Here is a 25,524-nt window from a genome sequence, read left to right as displayed (position 1 = left end):
GCTCAATGGACCTGACCCCGCTCGGTTTCGCCATCCACGTCTGTCGCGCGGTGTTTTTCAAATTCGGCATCGGCCAGTTCATCGACCACCTGACGCAGGGCCTCCGTGTTGGCCGTCGCGGCATCGGATTGCAGGTAGACCTTGGCGACATAGAGCCGGTCGAGGCGGTCCTCGAGAACCTTGTCCAGCGCATCGGCATCGCCGGATGTGAGCCGGTCTAGTTGGCGAACGTCCAGCACCCGCGCGATCTCACCGCGGAAGGCGTCGCGCTCCGCGTCGGTCTCGAAGGGCGCGGACAACTCCCCCGCCCGCTCATGGTCCAGAACACGCGCAATCTCCTCTGCGAGGCGGTCGGACCGGTCAAACTGCGGTGCAGTTTCATCGCGGGTCGCTAGACGTTCGTCACGCTTGCCCAACCCGAGCCCGTCGCGCATCTCGGTTTCGCGGCGGACCTGATTGATGACCTCCGTATCCCGGATCTCGACGACGGCGGCATAGGTCGCGCCGAGCCCACGGGCGAGGTGGGACGGCATGTCCGGATAGCGCGCGCGCAAGTCATCCGTGACAGCATCGGCAACAGGGGTGCGGGCATCGCGACGCTCCATGATCCGGTCGACCTCGCGGGTGATCTCGCTGGCGCGGGCCACATCTGTGATGGTCTCCCGGTAGGGCTCGGACCGGTCGATCACATCGTCCGGACGGGCGAGCAGCTCCGGATGTGCCTCGAGATACGCACGCTGCTCCGTCTCGATCCGGCGCTCCGCCCGTGAGGCCACCTCCCAGTCCCGAGCCTCGATCTGCTCCGCTGTCAGACCCTCTGCGCGCATCTCCTGACGGATTGCCCCTTCCATCGCCCGGACCGCGTCCTCCTGATAGTGGAACCGCTCGCTGACCGCTTCCGCTTCCATGACGCCATCCCGGCGCAGCACGTTCTCGCGCTCCAACAGCGTGCCAAGTTCCACATGCACGTCATTGAGAATGTCGCGCGCCTGTTCCAGATCGGCGCGGCGTTCGAGGTTCAGATCGCGCGCCTCGGCCACTTTGGAGAGATCATCTGCGATCCATTGATGCTCCAGCGCGGCATTCGAGGCCCTGGTTTCGATCCGGGCCACCACTTCCGATGTGCTGATCCCGGTTCCGCGCAGCGCGGTGTCTATGCGCGACCGCAAGTCCGGCTCGGCCAGACGGTCCAGCCGGCTGGCGTCGATATTGGCCTCAGAATAGATCCCGCCTTCCGAGGGCGCCTCTGACAACGTGCTCGAACGCAATCCGAGCGGCTGCATGTGCTGGACCTGCGTCTGGATCTCGATGAGGCGTTTTTCCAGCACGGGACGTTCCGCGTCAGACTTCTCGGCGATCATGCCCTGCACCCGCGCGAGCTTTTCCGCGTAGAGGCTTCTCAGATCCTCGAAACTCTGATCCTCGGCCATATACACATCTCCTGTTCGGTCCAGCTGCCCGCCGCGCGCCAGCACCTCACCCGCGCGGAAAAGGGCTGTGGCAATATCTTCACGGGCCTCGCGCGATGCCTCCGCAGCAAGCGAGTGGTAGACGGTTCTGGTATTGGCGATCTCCGCGAGCGTCCGCGTCAGGTCGGTGCCCACGCGTTCGCGCTCGCGGGGCGCGCGCCCCTCTTCTTTCGCCGCATAGACCTCGCTGGTCCGGGCGGGGTAATGCATGAGCCCCCGATCGACGCGGTGCGTGGCCTCGAGGCGCACGCCGTACTTCTCCGCCTCCTCGACCATGGCGAGGCGGAAGTCGTCATAGTTGAAGCGGTGGTTGCGCCCCAGAAAGAAGAACTCGCCTTCCTGCGAGCGGCGGTTCAGCACCAGATGCGCATGGGGGTGATCGCGGTCCTCATGCACCGCGATGATGTAGTCGAAATGCCCCTCATCGGTCTGGAAGAACCGCTCGGTTACATCCGTCGCGATGTCGCGCACGTCCTCGCCGCGGGTGCCGATGGGGAAGGACATGAGCATATGGGTGGTCTGCCCAAGCTTAGGCTTGAAGCCCGCGTCCCACCGCTTGGCAAAGCGCTCGGTGAGGTCCTTGATGTCCTTCGCTTCGAGCTTCGCCTTGCCATCGAGGAACCCGCTACTGTCCACGATATGAGTAGACTTGGTGGTGAGGTAATCGAGCTGGTTCATCAGCTGCGATTTGGTATGCGTGCCCCCACCCCGGATCGCCTTGAAGACCGCTGGCCGATGCCCTGCTGCCGCGCGCGCAAGCTGGCTCTGCTTGGCGACATGCAGCCCCTGCATCGAGCCTCGGATTCGGCTCCAGCCGTCCCGGAAGACCTCGCCAGTGACGGCATCAACGGCATCATTCAGCCGCATGGGCAAACTCCCTCAGCGCGGCCGTAGCCTCCAGCTGCATCGCGTCGCGACGACGGCGCAGGAGCAGATCGATCTCGTCAGCAGAATCCAGGATGAACCGCGCCAGCCCGCGCATCTGCGCAAGCCGCAATTCGGAGAACTCGGCACGCGTGCCACCATCAGCCCCCTGCCCCATCCGATTGGCCCGCGTCATCTGCTTGGCGATCTGTGCGACCCCATTGCCAACCTCATGCAAAGAAGCCCTATAGCGCGCCATCTCGGCTGCCATCTGCGCATCCGGAACGAACACCCCGCCTGCCGCCTGGATGAGCCGCCGCAGCCCCTCGGCGCGGCTCTCGATCCCCGCCTTCGCCAGCACCTCGTCGAGCGCCGCAAGCTCCGCAGCCGTAACCTTCACACTGACCGCCGAGACCGGAATGGCGGCATCCGTCTGGCGCTCGGCATCAGCTTTGAGCGTGTACTGAATTGCCCGCACCGACACGCCGTACCGCTCCGCCAGGGCCGATGTGGTCACACCTTCCGCAGCCTCGCGAACGATCTCCATGCGGTCCGCATCGGTGAGACGTTTTGAGCGCGACATGCGAAGAAAGACCCCCTATTTCCTGCCACCTTCCACCAAGTCTGCCCTCACCTTACGATAATATACCTATCTGTCAATTATATACTTACGTCGCATTCAGGCTCAGGCAGTCTTGGTGTCCGCTTCACGCCGCGGCCCGCAGGGACGCGGCTCTGCCGCCCTCACCACCGGGCGACCCACCTGTCCAATGGGTCCCCTTCCCCAAAACCGCCCGAAGGTCTGGCCGAACACGCATGTGTTCGGACGGAACCGCGGGCGGGCACAAACCCCACCGACAGGGCGGACAGGCAGGGTCAAGGAGGGCCAGATTTGGCTTGCCAAATCTCTGCCGCAAAAACCGGGAGGCCCTGGCCGATAGGTTTTTGTGGATGGCCCCCTTGAGGCTGACTGGCCGGTCTGTCGCGGCCTGACCCTTCCGGTCGGCGATCACCCCCGCCGGACCCGGCATCCCTGGAACAGGGACCGGGCCGCCTGATGGCGGCCCATCCTCGTCAGAGGATTCAGTCCTGGGGATCCTTCGCGCTCGGCGGGAACATCACCAGCTCCGAGACCGCGACCGGGAAGTCGAGCTTGAGGCTGAAGAACTCCGATCCATCCCCGTTGCGGGTGTTGCGGAACATCGCGCCCACGCGTTGGAAGCGGGTGCGCTCCTGGCCATCGGTGTCGGTGAACTTGACGGGGACGGTGGCGACGTAGTGGTTGGTCATTTGGGTTACTCCTTGTTGCGATGGGGATCTGCCAGCACGGGGGCAAGAGGCCCGGTCGCAAGTGCAAATGCGGAGGGTTCGCGGCTCCGCCGTGGAAGCCGTATTTGTGCTTGCCGAAGCGTGAGCTGAGGGCACGAACGGGCCGACCCCGTGCGATCCACATGCATGAGCCAAAAAGGAGGGACCCGATTGACCTGCGCTATCACGCAGTCGCCACCATCCGCGTCCACGTCCTGCCGAACCTGGCCGGGGTGCTGATGACGCCCGCCCGCGTGGATGCGATGTTCCGAAACACCACCCGAGGGTTGTGCAGGTCTTCAGCGTCATGTGCGACGTCTCGCCCCCTCGGTCTTGCGCTGCTGACGATGTGCGAGGTGCGCACCATCCCTAGCCCGTACCGATGTGGATGGGCCGAACTCTGACGGGCTGGGTAGAGGGATGACGGTGCTGGCCGCCGCGAGTTGCTGAAAAAGTGTGACCGATCGCACGCGCCATGAGACATGACGAAAGGGCCGCGCCAAGCACGACCCCGTTACGGTCATCACGCGCCCAAGCTGTCGAGCAACCCGCTGGTATCAGGCATTCGCTTCAGCGAGTTGCCGATGTGCTCCCGCCAGCGCGGCCCAACCTCCATTGCGGTGGCATAGGCCCGAGCCAGATCATCGGGCCGGTCCTCGGCCATCGCTTCGATAAGGAAAGCCGCCTGCTCGCGGTCCTTCGCGGATTTCAGGCTCCCTGCCCCATCGCGGCGCCGGTCGGCAATGATCAGTTTGTGGATCGCATAGCGTTCCGGGCGGGGCACCTGCACCAGAACGCCGGATCTATAGATCGCCGCCGCGTGGATCGGCTCAGCGATCAGGAAGTTGAGATAGTTCAATCCTTGGGCGTTCACGCCCAATGCTGGCAGATCACGGATGGTCTCATCTCCGAACGCCGGTGTGAGAAACTCGACCAACTGGCCGCTGCCACCCTGGGCCCATCGCCATGTCCGACCTTGGTCAAGAGCTGGCAGAGGATCGAATTTGAGCGCAGAGAACGTCTCGGCAAGACCCGGGTCGACCTGATCCTGCAACGCAACGCTGAGCTTCTCGAACTGCGCGATGTCGATGTCGCCAGTATTGGCCATACCGCCAATTGGCAGACGGATACCAAGCTCGCCTTCATAGAGGCGAAATGCATTGGTTCCGACGATGGTGCCACCCAAACGGAAGGTTCCGGCTGCGGCCATGGCCGACAGGATGGAACCGGTCGCCCGGTCGATGGGCGTCATGCCTTCCGCACGCAAGAGCCGGACAAGCCGCGACCGTTCCGCCTGCCGATCCTTGGCCGTTGCGCGCAGCTCTTCGATCCGGTCGATGCGCGCGCGCGTCTCGTCGCTGTCTTCGCCGATATAGATGAACCGCATCTCCGTCCCGACACGGCGCGCGGCATACCAATAAGCCTTATCCCCACGCTCCTTGAGCGTGGGCTTGCCTTCGACACCGGACAAGGCGTCGTCCTTCAGAAGACGCACCAGGTCGGTATAGGCGCTCATCGCGATGCTGCTGAGTGGGGTCATGCCTATCATTTCCAAGTTTTGCTTGGCATTCATATACCTATCAAAACAGGAAATTGCTAGGCAAAGTGATTTGGAGAACGTCCACACCCATAAGAAACGACGAAAGGGCCGCCCGAAGGCGACCCTCTCTCTTCAATCCTGCGACGCCTTCTTCGCCGGGTCCGCAACCCGCATGACCGTCAGGCCTTTCGCTTCCGCCTTCTGCCCGAGGTTCAGCGCGACCCCGTTGCCGCCGAAGAGCACAACCCCCGTCGCCGCGAACTTGTCGTCTAGCATCTCGTCGTTGCACTTGAACGGTGCCGCCCGCCCGTGTGCGGACCAGCGCGGATCGAAGCGCGCTTGCGCTACCCCGCGCGCCCGCGCCCACCGAGCCGCGATCATCTCCGCCCCGTGCTTGCCACCCTTGTGGCAGAGGAATATCTCTTGGTTACGGTTCTGCTTGATCCGCTCCCGAACCTTGTCGAGCGTGTTGAAGATCACATCGACATCGGTCCAGTCGGTGGCGCCCGAAACGATCAGGGGCACCCCCTCGACTTTCGACTTCTCGGCGGTTTCGCGATCATGCTGTTCGAGCAGCTGCCGGGCCTCGAAGACCGCCCCAGTCTCTTGCGCCCGGACACTCGCCCGCGAGCCTGCCGCCGGGATGAAGGCGTGACCCGTCTCGATCTCGTAGCATTCCGCCGCCGCCTCGCTCATCACCTCGATGGCGCTGACAATCTCGCTCAGGTGCAGAAAGCGCGCCTGCGCCTCTTCGAGTGCGGTCTCGGCGATCTCCGACCCGTCGTGGGACTTTGCCAGCGCGCCGATCTTGTCCGCAGTGCGGTCGACCTCCTTGCCGAGCGCCACCTTGCGCCGCTGCAGGATCGTGGCGAGCCCATGGGCGAGCGGTTCGATTTCTGCCTCGAGCCCAGTCCCGCGCAGCGAGCCAAGCAGAGCCTCGAAGCTCTCGCGGATGATGCGGTCGGTCAGGAAGTGATCTTCCGGGATCGGGAGCTGTGCGTCCTTCTCGGTCAGTCCGAAAAGTTCAATGGTCTCGTAGGTGTTTGCATTGTCGTAAGCCATGTCTGGTCTCCAGTAGTCGGTTGTGGAGCCACCACGTGAGTGTGGGGGCATGGCCGAATGCCTGGTTTCCGAATCTGCCCGGGTCAGGGACGGCGCAGCCGCCGGCTTGCCGGGCGCAAAAGTTTTCCGCGCGCAGCACCCGACACATGCGCGCGCTCACGCACGGGACCGCCCAACGCCATAGACCCCGCCCTCGCCGAAAAGTTTTGCGATCCTTGACGCGGGCTGATTTGGGGGCCATCCGGAGGATATGCTTCCACGCTCATGTGTGTGTGTATTGACGGTAGGTTTGCCCGACCCGAGCAGGCAAACGGCCCGACCGGACGCGGGAGACGGATGAAGCGGAGGGATCGTTTTGCCCCGCAAAACAGACCAGAGCGCAATCCGGCGGAGCGGCCAGGGAGGAACGTGCTCGCGAGGCGGGCAAACCGGGATGCCGGGTACGACGCCGCGGTGAGGCCGCATGGCCGAATGCGCGACGGACCGAAGGGCCGTTCTCTCCTGCGACACGCGAAGCCGAGCAGGGGAGGTCCGAAGGCTTACATTCGCTGCAGGCGACACCAATAAATGCAATGTGTAGATAGACAGAGCGGCACTTCGTCAGAACGATGGAGCTTCCCATTCGTCCTCAACTTCTTCGATTTCAGCCGTGAGCAATGTCATTCTGAAACCGTTTTGTTGCGCCAACGTTTGCTCAAACAACGTTACTCCGGCCGGCCTCTGCAGCCAAGTGTACGCCGCAACTTCTACGCAGCCAGTTACTTCTCCAATATCCGCAGTTGAGAGGGCAGAGACGCTCTGCGGCGGAACCTGGTCGCCGCGGCAAACTGATAACTTGGGAAAAAACTCGTTCAACCGGGCATACCTGACGACGCCACCATTCGAAAAAATTATGGCTGCGGGGTCGCCGATCCGCGGAATGTAGCGTCGAGCTGCTGCCTCTCTGCTCACATCATGGCGTCGAGCTAGCTCAAGAATATGGGATAGATCGGCTTCGCCATTGTCTCGGACAAAGGACGCAACAGCCCGTGCTGGCATAAGCAACTCAGCTGCGAATTCGTTTGCTTGCTGCTCCATCCGTGAGTGCGGATCATTCGGCTTAGCTTTTGTGACCGCCAGATCACTCTTCTTACAGCGGAAGCCGTCTGGACTATTGGCCCGATGGAACGGATGTACATAATGCCCAAGCTCATGGGCAATCGTATAGCGCTTTCGGCTTTCGTGGCGATCTTTGTTGATCAAAATTGCCCCTTCAGACTTTTCTTTGGGAACTATGAGAGCTCCCTCAAGACCGCTCAACTGTTCCTCGCGGATCTCGTAGATGTCTATAGCCTTCGCGATATCTCTGACCGGCACCATCACGGTATCGTCTGGAAGTTGATCCAGAATTGCCTTTGCGAGCCTCTTCGGATCGCTCCCAGCATCATCAATTTCCATGCGGTCAATTTGTATCATTTGCCCCCTTTCGGCGGTTTCGAAGCGACTGGATCATATCATCTATGATCGCTCGGTCATTCTCTTCTAAATCGCCGACCTGTCTGAACATACGTGCCATTTCATCGTTCTGGTCGTTCTCAAAATCTTCGCCCACCAGATGCCGGATCGACACCTTGAAATAGTCCGCAATTTTGGTCAACAGCTCGAGAGAAGGGTTGTCCGTTCGACCTTTCTCAAGTTCCCAAATATGAGTTTTGGAAACTCCGAGGGCGTCTGCAACTTCCTGCAGTGATTTTTTCTTTTTTACCCGGAGCTCGTTCAGACGGACCGCAAATGTCATGTTTCTCTCCCTGAATCAAAGCGGCGCAGTCCATAAGGGAACGCGCCGTAAGATGCAATGATATTATCACGTAGCGGCTAACTTGACAACTCGCTCCGTAAGATCATATGATACGTTATCGGTCGCCAATGACGGGGCCGGCTAAATGGAGACAGCAATGTCTAAGAACCAGTATGTCGTTCGTAATGGCGACAAATGGGGCGTCCGTGGCGAAGGCAACGAACGTCTTACCCGCAGCTTTGACACTCAGCGCGAAGCTATCGACCACGGGCGCGACATCGCTCGCAATCAGGGCTCAGAGCTCCGAATTCAGGGTCGGAATGGTCAGTTCCGCGAAGCCTGGAGCTACGGCAACGACCCCTATCCTCCAAAAGGCTGAACTAGCGTCGCGATATATGACCCCTTTCCAACGCGCCCACGAACAAAGGAGATAATCTAATGGCACAGTGTACAGCACCCGTGAATGGTCATCGCACGGCAAGTGGGGCCGAAAATTGCCCGGCATGTCGAGGTGGTTCGCGTGGCTACAGGTCGTATTTTTCTTATTCACCGTATCGCAGCCCATCCTATTCCTCGTTGGGAAGTAGTGGAAGTGCACGAAGCGGTGGCGGTTCCAGATCTGGCGGCAACACAAAGCCGCGTTGGTCTAAAGCAGGCTCGACGGTGGTTTATACTCCCGTCGAAGTGCGAACACTCACCCCCGTCCGAGAAAACGTGGAAAAGCGGGCATCTATTCCTGACATTCGTGACGTTTTTCTGTGTCACGCGTGGGACGACCGAGGAGGCGCAGCGAAAGAACTACACGATTTCTTGGAAGAAGCTGGCGTTTCAGTTTGGTTCAGCGAGAAGGATGTTCTGCTTGGTTCCAACCTTCTGCGTGAAATCGACAAAGGACTTGTGAAGTCACGCGTTGGCATTGTTTTGGTCACCCCAGCACTTTTGCGCCGCCTTCAGAGCGAAGGAATTGCCGATAAAGAGCTTTCGGCATTGTTGGCACGCGATCTTCTTGTCCCAATCGTCCATGAAACAACTTACGAGGAGCTTCGCGAAGTTAGTCCCCTTCTTGGCTCACGAAGTGGCTTGAGCACTGCTGAAGATAGCATGACAAATGTGGCCGCAAAGCTTGCGGAATTGGTGGCGCTTTGATGAAATCTGAAGGTGATACAGAATGGCAACTGCGGGTTCACGCGGAACGAAATGCTGTCGCCCATTGACTTCGAGCGGCAACAGAAACCGAGGAGCAAGCGCGCCTTTGATGCGCGCGGCAACTCACGTAGATCGGGTCACGAAACGCCAGAACAAGGAACCGATTGGTCGCAGTATCATACTGTTTTGCCAGGCCGCTGCGGCATGATTTCACGCTCGGGGCGCTTCAACGCTTCGGCATATTTGCGGGCATTGTCGTCAATCGTGCCGTGCAAGAGCTTTGAGACAAAGGCTTGGGCGTCTTGAACGGTCATGTCCTTCAGCGAAGAGGACAGCGCCATGAAGAGCACTTCCTCGCTGATCGTGGCGGCATAGTGCATGGCGTCCGCATAAAATGATGGATCGTTCAGAACCTGCTCGCTCAGGGGCATCCGCGCGAGGTTCTCTTCCGGGATCGCCATGAAGATCGTGTCCTGCAGGTCGGTCAGATAGGCGCGGCGCGATGTGGACACCGGCTTTCCCGCCGCCTTGGCCTCCAGATATGCCTGCCTTGTCCTGTCGAGCTTTGCCCTTGCATGGGTCATGATGACATCACGCTGTCGTTCAGGCAGCGCAAATCCGGTGCAACGCTCGATATGAGCAAGAAGCTCTTCAACCTCGGCGTCTACATCAAAGCTCTCGTACCACGGAGCTTTTCCCAGTCTCGCCACCATGTGCCTACCCTCGCCCTTTCAATAATATATTATCGTATATCATATTCAGCAGATCGCAAGCAGATGCGTGCGTCGTGCAGCCAGACATGGAAAAAGGGGAACCGTGGTCCCACGGCTCCCCTTTCGGTACAAATTGTCTTCTCTCACGCGCTAGTCAAGCGACCAGCGACAGCCCCACGCCCGCGTCCTGCGCCTGATCGCCGCTGTCGATGAACGGGATGATCGAGAAGGTCTGACCGCCGCGCTGTTCTTCGTTCTGCACCGCGTTGACCCGTAAATCGCCGTCGGGCGTGTTGATCAGCAGCGACAGGTAGTCATTGCCCGTGCGGCTGCTTTTGGCCATCCACGCCGAGCCCACGCGGATCGGCGTACCACGCGGCGAACTGACCTCGATCCGATAGTCGGGGTGTGTCTCCTCGGTCTTGTAGCCGTTCTCGATCAGCATGAACTCCAGATCGAACATCATGTTGGCGATGTAGCCGGTGAAGGCGTTGTCGGCGTCCATAGCGGTCAGCTCGCCCGAGATCGAGCCGGATTTCATCAGACCGTTCGAGACCAACGGGATGATCTCGAATTCGCCGCTCTGGGCCGCGCGCGCCTCTTTCGTCTGCACCGCGTTGACCCGGAACGGGCCGAGGCCCACATCGATCTGCATCGAGATATAGGGGTTTCCGCTGGTATTGCCCGTCTCGTTCCAGGCCGTGCCGATGCGGACCTTGCGGCCCGATTTGTTGACGGCCGTCACGTCGTAATCCGGACTGCGCGCGGACATCTTGGCCCGTGCCTCAAGCTGGATGGCGATGTCAAAGCGTGACGAGTGGATCATGCCGGTGTACTCGGCGGCTGCGGTTTCGGCATTGCGGGTGAGGTTTCCTGCGAACATGGGATGGTTCCTTTTGGATTGGCCGGTGCCTGACGTCCTTGCCAGCGCATCCGGGATTGCTTTCTCGACCCCTTGAGGGATCACAAATCAGAAAGCTTGCTTTCCCTTTATGCCCCGCCCCCGGCTTCGCGATGCCGTCTGAGTAGGTGTGCCGCCGCGCCCCCGGGTGCTGCGCCCCTCTCCTGCCCGTCTGATCTTGATTGGCGGCCCGGATTTTCCGCAGCGTCCTTCGATTGCGCGATGAAGAACTCCGCCTCTTTGCCATTCAACCGTTGCCCTTCCCGGTCGGTCAGACCGATGCAGCTGCCGTTCGGCAGAAAGCTAATCAGGTACTGACCGAGCCAGTCCTTGTGGACAACGTAGCCGGTATTGGCCCAGTGCACAGTCTGGCCGGCATCGACGGCCGCCTTGATGTCATCGAGTGTCATGCGAACCTCCTTACGAAGAATGGTGGGGAAACTACGCAGGAAGCCCGGTCGTCAAACCGGGCTTCACTGCAGCATTTGTTTGGCAAACGGTCGAGGCTGTCAGGCACCTTGCGTGGCTTGTGTCGCGCGCGCAGCCATCCAATCCTTCAAACCAAGAACCGTTCTACCGGCGGCGACTTCAGATGCCCAGGCGGCCCTTGGGTCGCCGCAGGGCTCATCGCCGGAATGCCGGTCGATGTGGCCATTGGCCATCCATGGCTCGGGCTGGATCCGCCGCAGCCAGTCCGCCATGCTCGGGATACGGCCCTGGCAATCTTCGCGGACATGCTGCTCGCCGATCCAGCGCACGGGGATGTCCCGACCTGCGCTATTTGTCAAAGACAGGCCGAAGACACGTTCGGCCTCGAACAGGCCTTGGGCATGGTGACGCAAGGCCCGGTGCGTGAAGAGCGCGAGGTGCTCTTTCGAGGCATCGAACCAGTTATGTATGGACTGATAGTCGGACGGCACCCCGCCGAATTTCCGGGCGGAGCTTTCAGCATGATGAAGCGGATGGGCCATCTCACAGTCCTTCGTCATAGCTGTGCGAGCATTCAACGTAGCGGTCCGCATGATCGAGCGTGATGCTGTCGTTGCGCAAGTCCCAGGTCAGCGTGCCGTAGCCGCCCTCGTTGTTCTCGAACCCTGGGTGATGGTGATAGGCGAGTGACCAGGCGAAATCGCCCACGGCGGTGACAAGCGCTTCCGGCAGTTTGACCTCCGCAGGCTGCACATTCACGTCCTCGACATTGCCAGAGTCGCCATAGCCTTCGTATTCGGCGGTGACCTCGTTGATGCCAAGCGCGCGCAATTGCGCGATCAGTTCCGCTCGGGACGCCTTCAAGGTGGTTTCGCGCTCGGCGCGCCACTGAGCCGCCATTGCGGCATAGTCGATCTGGGGATTGGTCATGGGTCTGTCCTCTTGTCAGAAGTTGGGGGGCCAGGCGTCGCATTGGTTAGCGCGCGCCCGGAAAGCGCAGACCGGCCAAACCCCGATCCGCGACGCCCGACCCAAAGCCCGCTTTGGCTTTTCAGGCGGCTTGGTCTGCCGCCTTGCTGGTTCCCTGCCCCACGATCCGTGCCAGAATGCCCAATGTATCGACCCCGTCCCCATGCGGTAGGAACACCCGCAGCTGGAAGGCGATGATCTCGGTGAAGCAGCCGAGGGCCTTGAGGCTTTCGATCATGCCCCTGTCGTGACCGCCAAGCTCGAGGCGCATCTCGCCTGCGACCCGGCGACGGGTCAGGGTGAGACCCCGGCCCAGATCGACAGGTACGGTGGTGCCGAGCGCAGCGGTAAGCATCTCCTGTGGCGTTTGCGGGTTGGAGACGAGGAAGCGGGCGCGCAGCGCGGCCGCACCTTCCTCGCTCAGCGTGCGCCCGATCATGGCGGTCGCCCCGTCCGGCGTGACGCGATAGATTCGCTCGTTGGTGGTCGGGATGTCCTTCCAGATCGGCAGCAGCAGCCCAGTTAGCAGGTAGAGCTTGGTCGTGGTGGTTTTTGGCAGGGACGCAGCCTCGGCATCCCAAAGCCCTGCAAACTCGGGCCTGCCGATCTCTTCCCAGGCCGAGGACGCGAACCGCGTTTCCTCGAGGTAGCTCGACCCGTTGGGCCGCGCCGCCTTGCGCATCAGCATGACAATGTCCTCGTCATACATCTGCATCGGACGTGCCGAGATGAGCGCCGCGCGACCGGAGGCGCGATTGACCATCGGCAGCTTGTCGGGATTGCGCGACATGGCCTCGTCGGCGCCCCGGATATAGACTGGGTCGGTCACCTCGAGCCCGATGATCCGCGTCACCGCGCCGGATTTCGGGCAGGTCCAGAGATCCTCGGCGGAGACCTGTTCGATCTTTTCGCCACGCAGGGTTTCCACACCGAGATCGAGCGTGCCCGCCGCGCGCGCCCGCTCAGTCTGATCGGATATTCTCGCCATGAACTCCGCAAAGAGTGCGTTCTGCATGTGGATGGGAAGGGCAAGCACCCGATTCAGAAACCGCTGGATCGGGGGAAGCTCTTCGAGCAGCACACCGTCCTTGTCGATCAGCCGCAGGGCTGTCCAATCGGTGAAGCTCTCGTAGCTCATCGCCTCGGCGCGCCCGGCGGCGAGATCGGCGAAATATCCTCGCAAAGCCGCCCGCGCGATCGGGCTTTCGAGATTGTCCTCCTCGCGGAACATGCCCTGCGAGCCGGTCTCGCGCTGGCCCTTGGTGAGCGCCCCCAGCTGGTCGAGGCGTTTGGCGATCGTCGAGGTGAAGCGCTTCTCGCCATGCACATCGGATGTGCAGACCCGAAAGAAGGGCGCGCTGACCTGGGCCGAGCGATGCGTGCGGCCCAGTCCCTGGATGGCCGCATCGGCGCGCCAGCCGGGCTCCAGCAGATAATGCCGCCGCCGCTTCTGGTTCTTGGCCGTTTGCGCCGCGTGATAGGAGCGGCCCGTGCCGCCTGCATCGGAGAAGATCAGGATATCCTTTTCGCCGTCCATGAAGGCTTGGGTCTCGGAGGAATTGCTGCTGGCGGCGCGCTTTTCGATGAAGAGATGACCATCCTCGGCCTTGAGGGGCCGAATAGATCGGCCCGTCACTTCAGCGACGGCCTCGTCGCCAAAGACCCAGAGGATCTGATCGAGCACCGAGGGGATCGGCGCCAGCGTCATCAACTCCATCATGGCCGCATCGCGCAGAGCGAGCGCCTCGCGCGAGACAACCAGTGCGCCGGTCTCATCCCGCAAGGGTTCCGCCACCATATTGCCGTCGATCTCGACCAGCTTTTGCGCATGAATCGGGAAGGCCTGTTCGAGGTAGCCCAGAACGTAATCGCGCGGCGTCAAGGCACCCTCGACGAGCTCGTCTCCCGCGTCCATCGTCTCAAGCCGACGTTTCAGCAGGCTCTCACCCGTTGAGACCACCTGGATGACGCAAGCATTGCCCGCCGCCAGATCGTCCTTGATGGCGCGGATGATGGTCGGCGCCTTCATGCCCATCAGGAGATGGTTGAAGAAGCGCTGCTTCGTGCTCTCGAAGCGGGACTTGGCCGAAGCCTGTGCGGCCGAGGCATTGGTCTCCCCCGAGGCGTCATTGACGCCAGTCGCGGTCAGTGCCGCCTCGAGATTGTGGTGGATCGTCCGAAACGCACCTGCATAGGCGTCGTAGATCTCGATCTGAGCCGGGGTCAGCGCGTGTTCGAGCACATCATATTCCACGCCATCGAAGCTGAGAGCACGGGCCGTGTAGAGACCGAGCGTCTTGAGATCGCGTGCGACCACCTCCATGGCGGCGACACCGCCCGCCTCCATGGCCGAGACGAAACTCTCGCGGCTCGGGAAGGGGTATTCGGGCCCCTGCCCCCAGAGACCGAGACGCGCGGCATAGGCGAGATTGTGCACGCTCGTCGCTCCCGTGGCGGAGATGTAGAACACCCGCGCGCGCGGTGCCGCAATTTGCAGCCGCAAACCAGCAAGGCCCTGCTGGGAGGGTTTGACCCCCCTGCCCTGCTCGGACCCCGCCGCATTCTGCATGGCATGGGCCTCATCAAAAGCCAGCACGCCGTCGAACCCCTCGCCCATCCAGTCGAGGATCTGGCTCAGTCGCGTGGTGCCGCATTTGCCCGCGGACCGCAGCGTGGCGTAGGTGACAAAGAGGATGCCGTCGCCCATCGGGACGGGCTGGTCCGGTTTCCATTTGGAGAGCGGCTGGATGTCGGCTGGCGAGCCGCCGAGATCGGTCCAGTCGCGGATGGCGTCCTCGATGAGCGTGGCGGATTTGGAGACCCAGATCGCCTTCCTGCGCCCGGAAAGCCAGTTCACGAGAATGAGCCCTGCGCATTCGCGGCCCTTGCCGCAACCGGTGCCGTCGCCGAGGAAATAGCCAAGGCGATAGGCACGTGCTTCCGGGTCATCATCGGCGCGCGTCAGCTTGGTCTGGTCGTCATCGATGGTAAACCGACCGGGCAGATCACGCCCATGGGCATCATGCGCCATGATGATGGTCTCGAGCTGCGCCTCAGAGAGATGTCCCTCCTCGATCAGTCGCGCGGGCAGGCGCAATTCCGCACTGGCCCCGCCTGTAGGCACGGGTGGCGCGACCGAGGCCATGGCGATGCTTTCCACCAGCGGCGTGGGATGTTCCTGTGCGCCCGCGATCTCGATCCGCTGCGGGCGGTAGCGCGCATAGATGTCCGAGACAGGCGTGTTGTCGCGCGGGACAGAGAAGCTGGTGAAACTGAGCGGGACAACGGTATTGGTCGGGGTTTTGGAGGCGGCGATAGGCGCAGAGGCGGTCTTGCGCGAGACAGATGATGAACCTGTCGGCCGAGCATGAGAGATCGCTGCTGCCATTTGGGCGGGGCGCGCCTCGGGCCGGGTTGCGGCCACGGCGTCGACAAAAGGAAAGGCTTCATCCAAGTCGCTGACGCTGGCGCGGATCATCTCGCCGTCCTCCTGCACCTTGTCGAAGACCATCAGCTGGGTTTCCACAGAGGTGCCGAGCTTGCGGTAGACCTGCCCCGGCATCGTCAATGCCAAGCGCGGCGTCAGGAGACCGCAGGCGCGGGACCAATGCGCGGCATCGCGTTCGGGCGTGAACCCCTGCGGCATGATCGCCACAAGTCGCCCGCCGGGCGCGAGACGCTTTGCAGCCGCGATGAGATGCTTGGCGGCGATGTGCTTGTCTCGGGAGCGATCGACCGAGGAGGCGAAGGGCGGGTTCATCACCACGACGTCGGGTAGAACCGGCGTCTGCAGCAGATCGTCGATATGCTCACCGTCATGGCCCGTCACCTCGCCACCGAAAGCCGCGCGCAGGAGGCGCTGACGAAAGGGGTCGATCTCGTTGAGCAAAAGCGTGGCACCGGCCCGGGCGGCGAAAGCAGCCAGGGCACCGGTGCCCGCCGACGGCTCCAGCACGGTCTCGCCCTTGCGGATCGCCGCGGCCCGCAAGACCAGCGCCGCGAATGGCAGCGGCGTGGAAAACTGCTGCAGCCGGATCTGCTGCTCGGAGCGGCGGGTTTCCGTCAGGAGCCGCGAGGCAAGCAGCCTTGCAGCGGCGATGTCACCTGAAGCACCTTCCCCACGCAGCAGCACCTGAACAGCCGCGGCCTGCATCAGGTCATATGCCATGCGCCAGTCCCAGGCACCGCCGGCATCACTGCCATGGAACGTCTCGCGCATGATACGCGCGAGCGCTGAACTGCGCAGGGGCTGGTTGTCGATTTCCGTGCCGATCTGCGCGATGGCAGAGGCGAGGTTAGCGTCGGAGATTGAGAGAGCCGGATTTGCCGGTTTGGGCTTGGTCATGGGGGTTTCCTTTGGATCAGGGTCTGAGTTCCAAAGGACAAAAAGCCCGCTTTCGCTTTTCAGGATGACTGGGTTAGACCGCGCTGACCTCCAAGGCTTGGTCAGGACTTGGGTTCGACCTCCCGTTTCGCATCAATCAATGCCTGTGCGGCCTGCATCACCTGAACTTGAGATGTTCCCGTGCATTCCTCCTCCAGCGCGGCCTGCACCTTCGCGCGAAACCACGCGTCATACGAATTGACATCAGCCGCCACGGAAATGCTCCTCGAGCCCGATATCCAGCAGCTTGCCGAGGTCATCGGGCATGTCTGCAACGTGCACAGCAATTGGGAAACGGTGCCCCGTCAGGTCAGGCGCGCATTGCTCCTCTAGCCCGAGGTGCTGCCTATCCTTTTCCGTTTCGTCCATTGTGCTTTCTCCGACCCTATTATCAGCCGAGCTACATCTTCCAGCGGGGCGTCGTAAACGATAATGCCGAAGGGTCACAGCAAGCTGACCCACTTACCGATCGGGCACCGCTTCAAGGGATTTCTCGAACCGCTTGTCCGCCGCTGCAGCTTCTTTCAAGAGCGCGTCGAAATTGTCAGGCGGATTGCCATCTTCCAACATACCTTTGAACGTCGCATAGGCATCCGTCTTGCTGCCGTAGGCGCGCAGGGTCTTGTCGTCGTTCACCCAGGCCACCACGATGACCTTCGCATCGCTGTTGAACCGATAGAACAGCCGATACTGCTGGAAGAATTTCGCACGGAACCAGTGCTTGCGGTGATCGCCGAGTGTGCCGCCTTGCCGAAAGGCGGCGGCACCCGGATCTACCGGTATGGCCTCGGTGACCAGCTTGAAGATGGCGGCCAGCCGTTTCGTCGGGTTTTTCTTGCGCCAGGTCTTAGGATCGCGTGCCTTACGCGCCTCGACCTCTTCAATCAGCCCTTCGAGCTGATCCAGAAAGAGCGGATGCGCATAAATCGACCATCCGTTTACGACAAGGGGCGCTTGGGCGGGCACGCTATCGCCGCTCATTCATCCTCGAGCGATAGCGGCGCATCGAGATCGACGTCAACGTCTCCGACCAGTGCTGCAAGACGGTCATGCAAAGCCCCATCGAACGCCCGAATGCGGTCCGGATGCGCCTTGATATCGGCCTCGACAAAATCGAGAAAGGCTCCTAGCACGGGATCTTCCTCGTCGCTGCGCACGGGCTCGATATAGACCCTGCCACTCGGCTCGGTGCAGTAACGAATCTGGTCGCCCTTGCCCAGCTTGAGCTGCTTGCGCACACCCGCCGGCACGGTCGTCTGATACCGATCCGTGAGCTTCGAGACATCTTGTGCGAGGGCTGTCATGGCAGTCTCCTGAAAGAATGGGGGTCTTTGCTGCTTGCGCTAGGTAATGCATTTGCATTGCCATGTCAAGACAAGCCGCAGGATCTGCTGTCGCCGGGCAGGTCGATGACCCGTCCGGCGCAGGACCTAATTTCGCCCCGCCAGGAACTCCGCCAGCACCGGGCTAGCCGCACCTTTCGCGGAACTGAGCAGCTCCGAGCCCGCAAGCGAGGCCTTCGACAGGCGCACGAGCGCGCCGGTTTCCTCGATGCGATAACAGCGGCGCTTTTGCCGCCCGCGCCTGTAGTGCGTCGCTGTGACGATCTGGCAGGTGCTGCCATCGGAGAGCATCACAGGCGCTGCGAGCCTGATCTTGTCGCCTTCGGCGTAGTCGGGAATCGCGGCCCAGTTCTGACAGCGCTGCCGCCAAGCATGAGCGTAGCTGTCCGGATCTTTCAGCTCGGACAGCAGGGCCAACAGGCTCAGTGGCGCGCGGGATTCGACCGGCCCCGCACTTTCCTCCATGTCCTTGTAGCCCCAGCAGCCGTCATCGTATCGGGTGAGGAAGACAGCCCCAAAAGTGATCGACCCATCCGCATCGGTCACATAGGTCGTGTCCTCGACCTGGGTGCCGTCGAGATTGGTGACCCTTGCCGCCGCATACCAGGTGGAGCCCACCTTGCAGGCTTTGACCAGTTCCGTCTTGCGCCTTTCGCCCTCGAAGGTGCACAGCCGAGCAATCTCCGCTTTCTCATCCGCGTAGGTCTGGACGCGGCCGTCGGTATAGAAGAGCCAACCCATCACGCCGCCCTCCGGTCATCGATTTCCATCAGCGCATCGAGCGGCACGCGGTAGGGCTGCATGGCGTCGAAATCCTCGCAATTGCCGCAGTTCTGCACGATCGCGAAGGTATCGCAGGCATCCTTGAGGATGACCCGGAACGTGCCGCCGAGGCCCGAGGGCACCTCGTAGGTCCCGCCGATGAGATAGTCCGACGCTCGGCGCACGAAGACGCGGATGCTGTGGCCATCGGTGGCGAGCCGGATCGCCCCCTGCCCCCGATCGATGAGCACCTGCACGTCATCCAAGATGTCGGTGTAGAACTGGCCGGTCATATCACGGAACGCCATGCGGCGCTGCGCCATCCAGTCGCTGTCCCAAAACGGGTTCATGCCCTCGGCGAAGGCGAAGGAGGGATCGGCCTGCTCGGTCGTGACGATACGGGTGGTCGTACCATCGATGCCGTTTGAGCGCAGATGCACACCATTGCCGACGATGAGGATCAGGGCCGGCCTGTCCACGGGCCCGTTCCAGTTGGGCAGGAAGGTTTTGCAGGCGCGCGCATGAGCGATCTGCGCCGCCACGGCGGAGGCGGAGAACTTGAGAATAGCCATGGGGATGTCTTTCCGTTGGGTATGAGAAGATAGACCCGCGCGGGCGAGAGGGCTTGCGCGGGTCGCGTGAGGACTCAGGCCGCCTGCGCGACCTCGCTGTCAGGCTCGAGGGTTTCCGCATTGGGCTCTGCATCATCGCAGGCGACACCTGCGGTCTGCATCATCGGCGGGCACCAGGCGGCCACGGCAGCGCGCTGCGCATCCGTCAGCGTGGCGAAGGGCTCTGCAAAGAGCTTGTCGCAGAAGGCGACGATTTCCTTCTTGCTCGATGAGGCCAGCGTCACCGCCTCCTGGGCCAGACCCAGTTCCTCGCCGAGGATCTTCAGGAGCCAGGCCTTCTTGAAGCGATTGAACAGCGCCGCGTTCGGCGTCCAGTGGGCGCGAATGTCGGGCATGATCTCGATCTCGAAGTCATGCATCAGGCTGTCGCGCTGCCGGTCCCGCGCGAAGCAGGACTGCGTGGTGCTGGCCGTGGCATAGGCGACGAGCTTGGCCTTCTCACCCGCATCGAGCGCGCGAAAGGCCGCGAACTGATCGGCGGGAGACCGGGCGTCATCGAGCCACGAGAGGTCGAGCGCATCGTGGACCGCCGCCACCTGCTCAAGCGAGGTCTCGTCGATCTCGTCCATCTTGGCGTGGCTGCGGTATTCCTTGCGGGCCTCGATCTTGATCGCCTGCGTAACACTCATGCCGGTGCCCAGGACGTCGCTCACCAGCTTGAAGAGCGTCAGATCGAGCGTGGCCTCGGGATGCAGCGCCATCGCGGCGCCAAGGGCCATGGCCCGCTCGGTCTTGAGATCCTCAGCCAGCGACGCCGGGTAGGTGATTTCACCAGCGTCGGGGGCCTCCTCTCCGGTGGAGTTGGTCGAGGAACTGGGCGCGCCCTCTTCTTTCACGATGTCCTCCGGACGGACGAGGCCCACATGGAGCGTGATCTGCCCGTTCGACCAAGACGCAATCACGCCTGCACGGGCGAGATCCTCGGCGCTGTAGGCCTCCTGCAGATCGCGGGCTTCCTCTTCCAGAGCGTCCACCCGGTCGTAGAGCGCATTGTAAGCGTCGTCTTCGAGCCCCTCATCCTCCATCTCGAGCTGCAGTTTCTCGAGTTCGGCGGTGATCTCATCGATGCGCTTTTGCGCAGCCTCATCAGGCTCGATCTGGCCGGGATAAACGCGGCCGTAGTCGGCCATGGTCGCGTAATCATAGCGGACCATCGCATCGGCCCAGGCAAAGCCCAGCTTTATGCGGGCCTCTTCGGCAGCAGCACCGAGCTTCTCGAGCAAGATGGTCTCGACCAGCGCTGCATCCTCCAGCACGGAATGCTCTTCCAGAAGGTCAGCCGCGACGGCGCCGCCGCGGGCCTCGTAGTCCGCGCGCACGAAGGCCCCGATATCATCGCTGACCTGCACACCGCGGGATTTGAGCGTCTGCCGCACGGTATAGGCCTGCAAATAGCCGCCGTCTTTCGTGAGCGCCTCGAAGACCTCGCGCTGCACCTCCTGGCTCGGATGCTCGGCAAAGGCCTTCATCGTGTCGAGCGTGATCGTCTTGGCCCGGGCCGCCGCGCGAATGTCGGGGTGGATCAGGCCATAGCGCAGACGCCCCTTCACGGCAGCGACCGTGGTGCCGAAGGTCTTTGCGATGGTCTCGGGCGTCTGGCCGTCGACCTCCATCATCCGCGCGAAGGCCTCGAATTCGTCGATGGCATTCATCGGCGCTTGCGTGATGTTCTCGGCGAGCGACAGAGCCGTGGTGACGTCGCAGTCCTCAGGGACAAGGCGGCAGTCGACCTTGGTTTTCGCCGTGAACCCCTTGGTGGCCTTGTCGGCGATCAGCTCCTTCAGCGCGGCGTGACGACGCCCGCCCGCCAGCACGGCGTATTTGCCGTCGAGCTTCTGGACGAGGAGTGGTTGCAGGAGGCCCAGTACAGCGATGCTGGCCTTGAGATGCGCGATGTTCTCGGGGTCATAGGTTTCCGGTGCGTTGCTGCGCACATTGGCGGGGTGGGCGACAAGATCGCCGATGGCGACGGTGAGGGGGGCAAAGCTTGTGGTCATGGGATATCCTTCCAGATGGGTGAGCTGTGGCCCGCGCGCGCGGGCGTGACCAATCCCCGGCTTCAGGGATCACCACGACAAAAGGCCCACTCTCCCTTTGAGGGGCAGCGGGCCTTCCGTGTCGGTTGTGTGGGTATTGAGGCTAACCCCTGCCCTACCAGTCGCGCGCCAGCATTATGGTCAGCACGCGCACGGTGGTGGCGGGATTGTCCGGGGCCTCGGCACCATAGCGGAAATCCGAATCCGCCTCGTAGAGATCGATTTTCCAGAACACGGTCTCGCCGCGGACCTCGACCGCCCCGAAATCGTGCCATCCTTCGGGATCGTTCTCGGGCTCGAAGGTCTCGAACATGCCCGTGGCCTTCACCGCCTCGGCCATGAAGCCGTCACCGGCCTCCATAAGCGAGCGGGTCACATGCATGCGGCCTTGGATGGGCTGCGCGGGCGGCACACCGAGGCAGGCGAGCTTGCGAAACGCGTCGTTCTGCGCCGCGATCACGGTCGGATCTGGACGGTCTGGCTGGGGTTGAACGATCATGGACATAGGGATCTCCTTTGAGAAGTTGAAACACCCTTCCCAAAGCCAGCTTTTTCTTTTCCGCTTGGCGGAAGGACCGAAGCAGAAGGTGCCCTACCCGAACAGCCCCTTGGGTCTGTAATTCGGGTTGGGGATGGTTTCGATCCAGCCGCCCTGGTCCGTGATGCTCTCGAGCGCTGCCGAGAGCGGATACGCGCCCTCAGACGCGCTCCACCAATAGGCACCGCGTTTGAAGGAGATGATCTTGCGGCGGCCGTCGTTGAAGCAGGCCACCCGCAGCGTCTTGGGTTCTTTACGTGACATGCGAGTCTCCGTTCTCCGTATGGTCAAGCAGCCTCGGCGCTGCGCCCTGCCCTGCCCGCCTCTGACCGTGCGATCAGGTAATCACAGGCGCGCTGCGCATCCGCGGCGTGCTTGAAGATCGCACCCTTGTCCGACCGAAGAACGCGCAACCAGTTGTGGAGATAGGCGGCATTCATCTCGAGCGTATGGGCCGTGAAGCCGAGCGTTTGTCCCAGGAACACCGAGGTCAGTTCTGCGACGATCTCCTCGCGCGCGTAGGAGGTATTGCCGAATTTCGAGAGCCCGAAATCACGGTTCAGTCGATGGGGGGCCTTCGTGGCATGGGCCAGCTCATGGGCCCAGACCCCGTAGAAATTGCGCGGGTCCTGAAACCGCGTAATCGATGGCATGTAGACCTTGTCCACCGGCGGCAGGTAGTAGGCTTCCGTGCCCGTGAAGACGGTCGTGATGTCGATGGCATCGAAAAACGTCTGCATATGCGGGATGGGCTCGGACGGCGGATGTTCAGGCGCTGGCTCGGGGTCCGGATAGAAGCTCTTGGGCAAGCCCTCGATCTGACAGGCATTGAACACGCGGTAGGATTTCTGGAAGCGGAAGATACGGGCTTCCTCGGAGTGATCATCCCCGTCGCTGTGAACATGCTCATCGCCGGCGTCTCTCCGGCTTTGACCGTAGTAAACGACGACAGAGGACTTCTCGCCCTTGCGGACCTTTGCGTCCAACGCATTGGCCTGCGGCAGCGTCATCCAGAAGGGAGAGCTGTGGCCCGCCATCACGGTCCGCATCGTCAGCAGGAAGTTGTTCACTCCCTGGTAGGGTTCTCCGCCCACGCGCAGGGGACGAGAGCTGCCACCTGCGGTCCAGGGCTTGCGCCACGGCAGGACGCCGCGCTCGATGATGCGGATGATTTCGTTTGTGATGACCTCTGAGGCATCGAATTTGGGCGTACGGGATCGGGCCATGGTTGGCCTCCTTTTCGAGTTTTGGTGAGAGGGAGTGGTGACTAGGTTGACCGACAGGGGCGCGGATCGTTGGCGATCCTGGCACCGAGGGCTTCGACCATGTCGATGTAGGCGGTCAGCGAGACGGATCTGCCAGAACCGCAAGGATCAGGGTCGACCGATCCGTCCCGCGCCACCCGCGGCAGTCTCGCGAAGGCAATGACATCGGTGACGGGTCGGATATCGATGAAGGGCGTCCCTCGTGCGACCGCAAGAGTGGCCAAGGGAAAGCGCTCGATCGGCGCGAAGGTCGAAACGGTGGTCCAACCGAGATGGAGGAATGTCCCACCCTCCCCGCAGATCACGTGCGCGTTTGGCAATGGCGCCGCCTGCTTCAGATAGCCGAGATCACGCAGGACGGTCTCACGCTCGAGCTGCAGTGCCTGGCCCGTCTGGCCGGTTCGGCGTAGTTCCTTGTGCCGCCACCACGAGGCGGCGGTCGCGCGTAACACGCGCAAGACACCTGTTTGCATGGGAATGCCCTTCATCAGGAACGGCAGACCGGAACCCGGCCCGGACCCATCTGAGGGACCCCGAAGGCCCTCATCCATCAGTCACAAAACCCGAAGGACACTTTCACTCTTTAGGGATCTGATGCCGGAGATTGTTAAATGCGAAGCTCATGAGAACGCAGAATCCTGCACTTTCCGGCATCAGACCCCAATGAGGAACAGGATCAGGCCCGGACACCCTCTTTCGGGCATCCTCAGGCCTGACCTCCCCCGGCCCTCCTCTTCCTCTCAAACCCCATGATTTCCGCAGGTGGCTTGATTTTGTTCCTGTTATGTTCTATTTTAAGAACCACGCTAAGAAGGGAGATCCCCGATGGAAAGCACCACTTACGCCCTGCCCGCGACGCCCAAGCAGATCGCCTATGCGCGCGCGCTGGCCTTGCGCACCCAGACGCTTTTGCCGTGGGAGGTTCAGCAAGATCGGCGGTCCCTGAGCGCCTGGATCGACGCACAAGCCAAGTTGAACCCGGGCGCGCAGGACAGCCGCCCGACATCGAAGCAGGTCGCCTTCGCCGAGCGTCTCGCCCGGATCAAACGCCGCGCCGTCCCGGATGAGTGTTTCCGCGACAAGGGGCTGATGTCAAAATGGATCGATGGGAACAAATGAAGCTGGGTAGCCCCTGCGGTGATTGAGACTACTTCAGCCGATCAACAATCGATGCCCCGCCCGACCTGGCAAGCGCGATCAGGCTGGACTGGATTTTGGATGTGAAGACGGAACTGAACGTGCCGATGGGCGTGCGGTCCTCCCAGACATAGGACCGCTCCAGAATATCGGTGTTGATCTCGTCCAGCATGACCCATTTGCGGACATGGGTTTCTGACCCCACGCGCTGCGACTCGATCTGTGGCACCTCGATGATCAGCACGATGTTGACGAGCGTTGCCGCAACAAGCAGCCGGAGCGGGGTTCGGGTACACCCCATTGACTCTAGCCTACGGCGACCCCGAACAGCGCACCGACCCCGGCTGTCGCCGCCATTGCAAGCGCTCCCCATAGCGTGACCCGCGTGGCCCCACGGACGACGCCTGCGCCGCCGGCCGAAGCGCCCAATCCGCCAAGAACCGCAAGGCCAAGGATCGTCGATCCCGCCACCAGGGGAGCGATCTGCGCCTCCGAGACCAGCAGCACGACGATCAGGGGCAGCACCGCCCCAACGGCGAAGGTCAGTGCGGACACCAGAGCCGCCTGGATAGGGCGGGCGGTAAAGGTTTCCGAAATGCCGAGCTCGTCGCGCGCATGCGATCCGAGCGCGTCGCGTTCAGTCAGTTGCACGGCAACCTTTTTCGCCAGGTCGCCGTCCAGCCCCCTTTCAACATAAATCAGGGTTAGTTCCTCGAGCTCGGCCTCGGGCGTTTCCTCGAGTTCACGGCTCTCTCGGGCGAGGTCCGCCTGTTCGGCGTCAGTTTGCGAGCTGACCGAGACATACTCCCCCGCCGCCATCGACATCGCACCAGCCATAAGCCCGGCCAGCCCGGCGATCATGACCTCGGGCTTGCCGGAGCCTGCGGCCGCGACGCCGACGACGAGGCTCGCGGTCGAGACAAGACCATCGTTGGCTCCGAGAACGGCGGCCCGCAACCAGCCGATGCGATGCACCATATGGATTTCAGAATGTGATAGACGGCTCATGGCGTGGCTCCTTGAACGATGTCACCTTGCTCTGACGTGATGGCCTGTGGTTTGCCCGTAGCTGGCTCCTGCGGCGCGATGCGCAGCGCGCGCAGGGCGTTCAGGATCACGGCAACGTCGATCACTTCTTGCAGGAGCGCGCCCTGGACCGGCGTGAGGTAGCCGAAAGCGGCCGCGATCATGCCCATGACAGACAGGCCGATCCCGGCGACAACGCTTTCGACCGCTATCCGCCGCGAGG

29 protein-coding genes and 1 pseudogene are annotated in these 25,524 nt (G+C 62.1%); 3 read left to right on the top strand and 27 right to left on the bottom strand.

The window, feature by feature from the left end:
- Positions 1–2: 2 nt before the first annotated feature.
- From M4578_RS12480 to M4578_RS12450, 7 genes are all read right to left on the bottom strand, one after another.
- Complete coding sequence (locus M4578_RS12480) at positions 3–2,336, bottom strand: relaxase/mobilization nuclease domain-containing protein (RefSeq protein WP_258093601.1); 2,334 nt, start codon at positions 2,334–2,336, stop codon at positions 3–5.
- Positions 2,323–2,916: a helix-turn-helix domain-containing protein gene (locus tag M4578_RS12475; protein WP_258093600.1), complete on the bottom strand. Its 594-nt coding sequence runs from the start codon at positions 2,914–2,916 to the stop codon at positions 2,323–2,325. Before M4578_RS12475 ends, M4578_RS12480 begins: the two co-directional genes overlap by 14 nt.
- A gap of 500 nt (positions 2,917–3,416) precedes the next feature.
- Positions 3,417–3,623, bottom strand: coding sequence for a hypothetical protein (locus M4578_RS12470; RefSeq protein ID WP_007120662.1), 207 nt, complete (start codon positions 3,621–3,623; stop codon positions 3,417–3,419).
- A gap of 541 nt (positions 3,624–4,164) precedes the next feature.
- Positions 4,165–5,181, bottom strand: coding sequence for a nucleotidyltransferase family protein (locus M4578_RS12465; RefSeq protein WP_258093599.1), 1,017 nt, complete (start codon positions 5,179–5,181; stop codon positions 4,165–4,167).
- A 132-nt stretch (positions 5,182–5,313) separates the two neighbouring features.
- A complete protein-coding gene (locus M4578_RS12460; RefSeq protein WP_258093598.1) occupies positions 5,314–6,243 on the bottom strand; it encodes a DUF2493 domain-containing protein in 930 nt (309 codons plus the stop codon).
- 600 nt (positions 6,244–6,843) lie between these two features.
- Positions 6,844–7,698: an ImmA/IrrE family metallo-endopeptidase gene (locus M4578_RS12455; protein ID WP_165198612.1), complete on the bottom strand. Its 855-nt coding sequence runs from the start codon at positions 7,696–7,698 to the stop codon at positions 6,844–6,846.
- Positions 7,685–8,020: a helix-turn-helix domain-containing protein gene (locus M4578_RS12450; protein ID WP_165198613.1), complete on the bottom strand. Its 336-nt coding sequence runs from the start codon at positions 8,018–8,020 to the stop codon at positions 7,685–7,687. Before M4578_RS12450 ends, M4578_RS12455 begins: the two co-directional genes overlap by 14 nt.
- Positions 8,021–8,177: 157 nt before the next feature.
- On the opposite strand from M4578_RS12450, the gene M4578_RS12445 reads away from it, so the two are divergent.
- Positions 8,178–8,399 carry a DUF2188 domain-containing protein gene (locus M4578_RS12445; protein ID WP_102856492.1) on the top strand — a complete coding sequence of 74 codons (222 nt, stop codon included), beginning with the start codon at positions 8,178–8,180 and terminating at the stop codon, positions 8,397–8,399.
- Positions 8,400–8,734: 335 nt separating this feature from the next.
- Complete coding sequence (locus M4578_RS25745) at positions 8,735–9,166, top strand: toll/interleukin-1 receptor domain-containing protein (RefSeq protein ID WP_258093597.1); 432 nt, start codon at positions 8,735–8,737, stop codon at positions 9,164–9,166.
- A 176-nt stretch (positions 9,167–9,342) separates the two neighbouring features.
- Here M4578_RS25745 and M4578_RS12435 read toward each other — a convergent pair whose 3' ends face one another.
- From M4578_RS12435 to M4578_RS12355, 17 genes are all read right to left on the bottom strand, one after another.
- Positions 9,343–9,879 (bottom strand): hypothetical protein, encoded by a 537-nt coding sequence (locus M4578_RS12435; protein ID WP_258093596.1) that lies wholly within the window; start codon positions 9,877–9,879, stop codon positions 9,343–9,345.
- 154 nt (positions 9,880–10,033) lie between these two features.
- Positions 10,034–10,762, bottom strand: coding sequence for a DUF736 domain-containing protein (locus M4578_RS12430; protein WP_258093595.1), 729 nt, complete (start codon positions 10,760–10,762; stop codon positions 10,034–10,036).
- A gap of 107 nt (positions 10,763–10,869) precedes the next feature.
- Positions 10,870–11,190 carry a hypothetical protein gene (locus M4578_RS12425; RefSeq protein WP_203199973.1) on the bottom strand — a complete coding sequence of 107 codons (321 nt, stop codon included), beginning with the start codon at positions 11,188–11,190 and terminating at the stop codon, positions 10,870–10,872.
- Between the two features lie 99 nt (positions 11,191–11,289).
- Complete coding sequence (locus tag M4578_RS12420) at positions 11,290–11,751, bottom strand: DUF6915 family protein (RefSeq protein WP_258093594.1); 462 nt, start codon at positions 11,749–11,751, stop codon at positions 11,290–11,292.
- A 1-nt stretch (position 11,752) separates the two neighbouring features.
- The gene (locus tag M4578_RS12415) at positions 11,753–12,139 is read right to left on the bottom strand and encodes a DUF6878 family protein (RefSeq protein ID WP_009807534.1); all 387 of its coding nucleotides are present in this window, start codon (positions 12,137–12,139) and stop codon (positions 11,753–11,755) included.
- A 121-nt stretch (positions 12,140–12,260) separates the two neighbouring features.
- Positions 12,261–16,523, bottom strand: a complete 4,263-nt coding sequence (locus M4578_RS12410; RefSeq protein ID WP_258093593.1) for a strawberry notch-like NTP hydrolase domain-containing protein — start codon at positions 16,521–16,523, stop codon at positions 12,261–12,263.
- A 101-nt stretch (positions 16,524–16,624) separates the two neighbouring features.
- Positions 16,625–16,777 (bottom strand): antitoxin PaaA2 family protein, encoded by a 153-nt coding sequence (locus M4578_RS12405; protein WP_009820264.1) that lies wholly within the window; start codon positions 16,775–16,777, stop codon positions 16,625–16,627.
- Complete coding sequence (locus M4578_RS12400; RefSeq protein WP_009820263.1) at positions 16,767–16,931, bottom strand: hypothetical protein; 165 nt, start codon at positions 16,929–16,931, stop codon at positions 16,767–16,769. Before M4578_RS12400 ends, M4578_RS12405 begins: the two co-directional genes overlap by 11 nt.
- Positions 16,932–17,024: 93 nt before the next feature.
- Positions 17,025–17,543, bottom strand: coding sequence for a type II toxin-antitoxin system YhaV family toxin (locus tag M4578_RS12395; RefSeq protein WP_258093592.1), 519 nt, complete (start codon positions 17,541–17,543; stop codon positions 17,025–17,027).
- A complete protein-coding gene (locus tag M4578_RS12390; protein ID WP_005668772.1) occupies positions 17,540–17,866 on the bottom strand; it encodes a type II toxin-antitoxin system PrlF family antitoxin in 327 nt (108 codons plus the stop codon). Before M4578_RS12390 ends, M4578_RS12395 begins: the two co-directional genes overlap by 4 nt.
- A 126-nt stretch (positions 17,867–17,992) precedes the next feature.
- Positions 17,993–18,646, bottom strand: a complete 654-nt coding sequence (locus M4578_RS12385) for a DUF6927 domain-containing protein (protein WP_050532721.1) — start codon at positions 18,644–18,646, stop codon at positions 17,993–17,995.
- Positions 18,646–19,239, bottom strand: coding sequence for a regulator (locus M4578_RS12380; protein WP_258093591.1), 594 nt, complete (start codon positions 19,237–19,239; stop codon positions 18,646–18,648). Before M4578_RS12380 ends, M4578_RS12385 begins: the two co-directional genes overlap by 1 nt.
- Before the next feature lie 74 nt (positions 19,240–19,313).
- Positions 19,314–21,296 carry a ParB/RepB/Spo0J family partition protein gene (locus M4578_RS12375; RefSeq protein ID WP_258093590.1) on the bottom strand — a complete coding sequence of 661 codons (1,983 nt, stop codon included), beginning with the start codon at positions 21,294–21,296 and terminating at the stop codon, positions 19,314–19,316.
- Between the two features lie 154 nt (positions 21,297–21,450).
- Positions 21,451–21,840 (bottom strand): DUF3768 domain-containing protein, encoded by a 390-nt coding sequence (locus M4578_RS12370; RefSeq protein ID WP_258093589.1) that lies wholly within the window; start codon positions 21,838–21,840, stop codon positions 21,451–21,453.
- A gap of 87 nt (positions 21,841–21,927) precedes the next feature.
- On the bottom strand, positions 21,928–22,137 hold the full coding sequence (locus M4578_RS12365) for a DUF6330 family protein (RefSeq protein WP_012187359.1): 210 nt from the start codon (positions 22,135–22,137) through the stop codon (positions 21,928–21,930).
- A gap of 23 nt (positions 22,138–22,160) precedes the next feature.
- Positions 22,161–23,099, bottom strand: coding sequence for an ArdC family protein (locus M4578_RS12360; RefSeq protein WP_258093588.1), 939 nt, complete (start codon positions 23,097–23,099; stop codon positions 22,161–22,163).
- Positions 23,100–23,140: 41 nt separating this feature from the next.
- Positions 23,141–23,611, bottom strand: a complete 471-nt coding sequence (locus tag M4578_RS12355) for a hypothetical protein (RefSeq protein WP_258093587.1) — start codon at positions 23,609–23,611, stop codon at positions 23,141–23,143.
- A 352-nt stretch (positions 23,612–23,963) separates the two neighbouring features.
- Between M4578_RS12355 and M4578_RS12350 the strand changes: the two genes are divergently transcribed.
- Positions 23,964–24,257, top strand: a complete 294-nt coding sequence (locus M4578_RS12350; RefSeq protein WP_009503883.1) for a hypothetical protein — start codon at positions 23,964–23,966, stop codon at positions 24,255–24,257.
- Positions 24,258–24,285: 28 nt separating this feature from the next.
- Here M4578_RS12350 and M4578_RS12345 read toward each other — a convergent pair whose 3' ends face one another.
- From M4578_RS12345 to M4578_RS12335, 3 genes and pseudogenes are all read right to left on the bottom strand, one after another.
- Positions 24,286–24,576, bottom strand: coding sequence for a hypothetical protein (locus tag M4578_RS12345; protein ID WP_009503882.1), 291 nt, complete (start codon positions 24,574–24,576; stop codon positions 24,286–24,288).
- A 5-nt stretch (positions 24,577–24,581) separates the two neighbouring features.
- A complete protein-coding gene (locus M4578_RS12340; RefSeq protein WP_258093586.1) occupies positions 24,582–25,283 on the bottom strand; it encodes a VIT1/CCC1 transporter family protein in 702 nt (233 codons plus the stop codon).
- Positions 25,280–25,524, bottom strand: a pseudogene (locus tag M4578_RS12335) (heavy metal translocating P-type ATPase); the annotation flags it as partial. The gene M4578_RS12340 and the pseudogene M4578_RS12335, both read right to left, overlap by 4 nt.

It is taken from the genome of Salipiger pentaromativorans, from assembly GCF_024721115.1.
Classification (GTDB): domain Bacteria; phylum Pseudomonadota; class Alphaproteobacteria; order Rhodobacterales; family Rhodobacteraceae; genus Salipiger; species Salipiger pentaromativorans.
This window is presented reverse-complemented; position numbering and strand designations above follow the sequence as displayed.

What these genes read in the sequence shown, in the direction of transcription:
- M4578_RS12480 (WP_258093601.1), bottom strand. Translation starts at nt 2,336, where the DNA reads ATGCGGCTGAATGATGCCGTTGATGCCGTCACTGGCGAGGTCTTCCGG.
- M4578_RS12475 (WP_258093600.1), bottom strand. Translation starts at nt 2,916, where the DNA reads ATGTCGCGCTCAAAACGTCTCACCGATGCGGACCGCATGGAGATCGTT.
- M4578_RS12470 (WP_007120662.1), bottom strand. Translation starts at nt 3,623, where the DNA reads ATGACCAACCACTACGTCGCCACCGTCCCCGTCAAGTTCACCGACACC.
- M4578_RS12465 (WP_258093599.1), bottom strand. Translation starts at nt 5,181, where the DNA reads ATGACCCCACTCAGCAGCATCGCGATGAGCGCCTATACCGACCTGGTG.
- M4578_RS12460 (WP_258093598.1), bottom strand. Translation starts at nt 6,243, where the DNA reads ATGGCTTACGACAATGCAAACACCTACGAGACCATTGAACTTTTCGGA.
- M4578_RS12455 (WP_165198612.1), bottom strand. Translation starts at nt 7,698, where the DNA reads ATGATACAAATTGACCGCATGGAAATTGATGATGCTGGGAGCGATCCG.
- M4578_RS12450 (WP_165198613.1), bottom strand. Translation starts at nt 8,020, where the DNA reads ATGACATTTGCGGTCCGTCTGAACGAGCTCCGGGTAAAAAAGAAAAAA.
- M4578_RS12445 (WP_102856492.1), top strand. Translation starts at nt 8,178, where the DNA reads ATGTCTAAGAACCAGTATGTCGTTCGTAATGGCGACAAATGGGGCGTC.
- M4578_RS12435 (WP_258093596.1), bottom strand. Translation starts at nt 9,879, where the DNA reads ATGGTGGCGAGACTGGGAAAAGCTCCGTGGTACGAGAGCTTTGATGTA.
- M4578_RS12430 (WP_258093595.1), bottom strand. Translation starts at nt 10,762, where the DNA reads ATGTTCGCAGGAAACCTCACCCGCAATGCCGAAACCGCAGCCGCCGAG.
- M4578_RS12425 (WP_203199973.1), bottom strand. Translation starts at nt 11,190, where the DNA reads ATGACACTCGATGACATCAAGGCGGCCGTCGATGCCGGCCAGACTGTG.
- M4578_RS12420 (WP_258093594.1), bottom strand. Translation starts at nt 11,751, where the DNA reads ATGGCCCATCCGCTTCATCATGCTGAAAGCTCCGCCCGGAAATTCGGC.
- M4578_RS12415 (WP_009807534.1), bottom strand. Translation starts at nt 12,139, where the DNA reads ATGACCAATCCCCAGATCGACTATGCCGCAATGGCGGCTCAGTGGCGC.
- M4578_RS12410 (WP_258093593.1), bottom strand. Translation starts at nt 16,523, where the DNA reads ATGACCAAGCCCAAACCGGCAAATCCGGCTCTCTCAATCTCCGACGCT.
- M4578_RS12400 (WP_009820263.1), bottom strand. Translation starts at nt 16,931, where the DNA reads ATGGACGAAACGGAAAAGGATAGGCAGCACCTCGGGCTAGAGGAGCAA.
- M4578_RS12395 (WP_258093592.1), bottom strand. Translation starts at nt 17,543, where the DNA reads ATGAGCGGCGATAGCGTGCCCGCCCAAGCGCCCCTTGTCGTAAACGGA.
- M4578_RS12390 (WP_005668772.1), bottom strand. Translation starts at nt 17,866, where the DNA reads ATGACAGCCCTCGCACAAGATGTCTCGAAGCTCACGGATCGGTATCAG.
- M4578_RS12385 (WP_050532721.1), bottom strand. Translation starts at nt 18,646, where the DNA reads ATGGGTTGGCTCTTCTATACCGACGGCCGCGTCCAGACCTACGCGGAT.
- M4578_RS12380 (WP_258093591.1), bottom strand. Translation starts at nt 19,239, where the DNA reads ATGGCTATTCTCAAGTTCTCCGCCTCCGCCGTGGCGGCGCAGATCGCT.
- M4578_RS12375 (WP_258093590.1), bottom strand. Translation starts at nt 21,296, where the DNA reads ATGACCACAAGCTTTGCCCCCCTCACCGTCGCCATCGGCGATCTTGTC.
- M4578_RS12370 (WP_258093589.1), bottom strand. Translation starts at nt 21,840, where the DNA reads ATGTCCATGATCGTTCAACCCCAGCCAGACCGTCCAGATCCGACCGTG.
- M4578_RS12365 (WP_012187359.1), bottom strand. Translation starts at nt 22,137, where the DNA reads ATGTCACGTAAAGAACCCAAGACGCTGCGGGTGGCCTGCTTCAACGAC.
- M4578_RS12360 (WP_258093588.1), bottom strand. Translation starts at nt 23,099, where the DNA reads ATGGCCCGATCCCGTACGCCCAAATTCGATGCCTCAGAGGTCATCACA.
- M4578_RS12355 (WP_258093587.1), bottom strand. Translation starts at nt 23,611, where the DNA reads ATGCAAACAGGTGTCTTGCGCGTGTTACGCGCGACCGCCGCCTCGTGG.
- M4578_RS12350 (WP_009503883.1), top strand. Translation starts at nt 23,964, where the DNA reads ATGGAAAGCACCACTTACGCCCTGCCCGCGACGCCCAAGCAGATCGCC.
- M4578_RS12345 (WP_009503882.1), bottom strand. Translation starts at nt 24,576, where the DNA reads ATGGGGTGTACCCGAACCCCGCTCCGGCTGCTTGTTGCGGCAACGCTC.
- M4578_RS12340 (WP_258093586.1), bottom strand. Translation starts at nt 25,283, where the DNA reads ATGAGCCGTCTATCACATTCTGAAATCCATATGGTGCATCGCATCGGC.